This is a genomic window from Streptomyces niveiscabiei, assembly GCF_001419795.1.
GTDB lineage: Bacteria > Actinomycetota > Actinomycetes > Streptomycetales > Streptomycetaceae > Streptomyces > Streptomyces niveiscabiei.
Map to the genome: position 1 here is coordinate 1 of NZ_LIRL01000977.1, position 2,438 is coordinate 2,438.

General features: G+C 71.0%; 3 protein-coding genes. All 3 read right to left on the reverse strand.

The genetic code is table 11. The annotated features are described in order from the left end of the window. Positions 1 to 1,063, reverse strand: a 1,063-nt coding sequence (locus AOK24_RS38180; protein ID WP_055724531.1) for a glucose-1-phosphate adenylyltransferase, incomplete at its 3' end; no start/stop codon positions are given. A gap of 50 nt (positions 1,064 to 1,113) precedes the next feature. Further along, a complete protein-coding gene (gene glgA / locus AOK24_RS38185) occupies positions 1,114 to 2,265 on the reverse strand; it encodes a glycogen synthase (protein ID WP_079057212.1) in 1,152 nt (383 codons plus the stop codon). A 14-nt stretch (positions 2,266 to 2,279) separates the two neighbouring features. After that, positions 2,280 to 2,438 (reverse strand): (2Fe-2S)-binding protein (locus AOK24_RS46845; protein ID WP_167376901.1); only part of this gene is annotated, 159 nt, incomplete at its 5' end.

Consider the following 2,438-nt stretch of genomic DNA (forward strand, 5'->3'; position numbering starts at 1 on the left):
TCCGGACGTTGTCGTGCAGCACCGCCCCCTGCACCACCGCCCCGGGGTCCACCACGACCCCCGGCGACAGCACGGACCGCGTGACCTGCCCCCGTATCAGGCACCCGGCGCTGATGATCGACTCGCTGGCCATGCCGCCCGCGTTGAAGCGCGCCGGGGAGAGCTGGCCCGAGTGCGTGTAGATGGGCCAGTTCCGGTTGAAGAGGTTGAACGCGGGCCGCTCGGCGATGAGGTCCATGTGCGCGTCGTAGTACGCGTCGAGCGTCCCGACGTCCCGCCAGTACCCCCGGTCGCGGCTGGTCTCGCCGGGCACGTGGTTCTGGCTGAAGTCGTACAGGTACGCCTCCCCGCGCGCGGTGAGCTGCGGCAGGATCGAACCCCCCATGTCGTGCACGGAGTTCTCGTCCTCGGCGTCGCGCTGGAGCGCCTCGATGAGGGTCTTGGTGGTGAAGAGGTAGTTGCCCATGGAGGCGAACACGGTGTCGGGGTCGTCGGCGAGACCCGGCGGGTCGAGCGGCTTCTCCAGGAACCGTTCGACGACCTGCCCGTCGCTGCCGGGGGTGATGACCCCGAAGGACGAGGACTCGGTGCGCGGCACGCGGATGCCCGCGACGGTGACGCCCGCGCCGGACTCCATGTGCTGCGCGAGCATCTGCCGGGGGTCCATCCGGTAGACGTGGTCCGCGCCGAACACCGCGACGTACTCGGGCCGTTCGTCGTGGACGAGGTTGAGCGACTGGAGGAGCGCGTCCGCGCTGCCGAGGTACCAGCGCGGCCCGAGCCGCTGCTGCGCGGGCACCGGCGTGACGTAGTTGCCGAGCAGGCTCGACATCCGCCAGGTCGTCGTGATGTGCCGGTCCAGCGAGTGCGACTTGTACTGCGTGAGCACGCAGATGCGCAGGATGTCCGCGTTGACGAGGTTCGACAGGACGAAGTCCACCAGTCGGTACGTCCCGCCGAAGGTGACCGCGGGTTTCGCCCGGTCGGCGGTCAGGGGCATCAGCCGCTTGCCCTCACCGCCCGCCAGGACGATCCCGAGCACCGAAGGTCCACCACGACGCATGGCCGCTCCTCACCCTATGGTTCCCCTTGATTGCCCAACGGCGAGGCGGCTCAACCCTGTTCGAGGATCTCCGCGTAGAGCGCGACAGTGCGCCGGGCCACCGCGTCCCACCCGAACTCCCCGACCGCGCGGGCCCGTCCGGCCTCCCCCATCGCACGCGCCGCGTCCGGATCGGCGAGCACGGAGTCGATCGCGCGGGCCAGCCCGGCCTCGAAGTCACCGTCCACATCGACCAATAGGCCGGTACGCCCGTCGTCGACGACCTCGGGAATCCCGCCGACCCGCGAGGCGACGACCGGCGTCCCGCACGCCATCGCCTCCAGGTTGACGATGCCCAGCGGCTCGTAGACCGAGGGGCACACGAACAGGGCGGCGTGCGTGAGGAGTTGGATGACCTCGGGGCGCGGCAGCATCTTCGGGATCCAGTGCACGCCGTCCCGGACGCGGCTCAACTCCTCGTACAGCTCCCGGAATTCGCGGTCGATCTCGGGGGTGTCGGGGGCGCCCGCGCACAGCACGACCTGGGCGCGCGGGTCGATGTCCCGTACGGCGCGCAGGAGATGGGGGACGCCCTTCTGGCGGGTGATGCGGCCGACGAACAGGACGTAGGGCCGGTCGGGGTCGAGTCCGGCGCGGACGAGGGCGTCGGTGCCGTGGTCGGGGCGGTACAGCTCGGTGTCGATGCCGTTGTGGACGACGCGCACCCGGGCCGGGTCGAGCGCCGGGTAGCAGGCGAGGATGTCCTCGCGCATGGCGCCGGAGACGGCGATCACGGCGTCGGCGGCCTCGATGGCGGTGCGTTCGGCCCAGCTCGACAGGGCGTATCCGCCGCCGAGTTGCTCGGCCTTCCAGGGGCGCAGGGGTTCCAGGGAGTGCGCGGTCATCACGTGCGGCACGCCGTGCAGGAGCTTCGCGAAGTGGCCCGCGAGGTTCGCGTACCAGGTGTGGGAGTGGACGAGCTGGCGTCCTTCGAGTCCGGCGGCCATGGCGAGGTCGACGGAGAACGTGCGCAGCGCGTCGTTCGCGCCGTCCAGCGCGGACCAGGGGCGGTGACGCAGGACGCCGTCGGCGCGGCCCTCGCCCCAGCAGTGCACGTCGAGGTCGACGAGCGGTTTCAACTCCCGTGCCAGGAACTCCACATGGACGCCCGCGCCGCCGTACACGTCCGGCGGGTACTCCCGGGTCAGCAGGCCCACTCGCAACCTAAGCCCCCTTCTCAGCGGCCAGTTCCCTCATGGTCACCCAGACGGGGCGCGCGGGGAAGAGCGTCGAGACAACAGTCGCCGCACAGGCCCCCTCCGGGCACCCGGTAGTACAGGCAGCAGCTGGCCCGCCGGAACCGGGGTCCGGTGAAGGTTCCGGCGGGCCAGCTGCT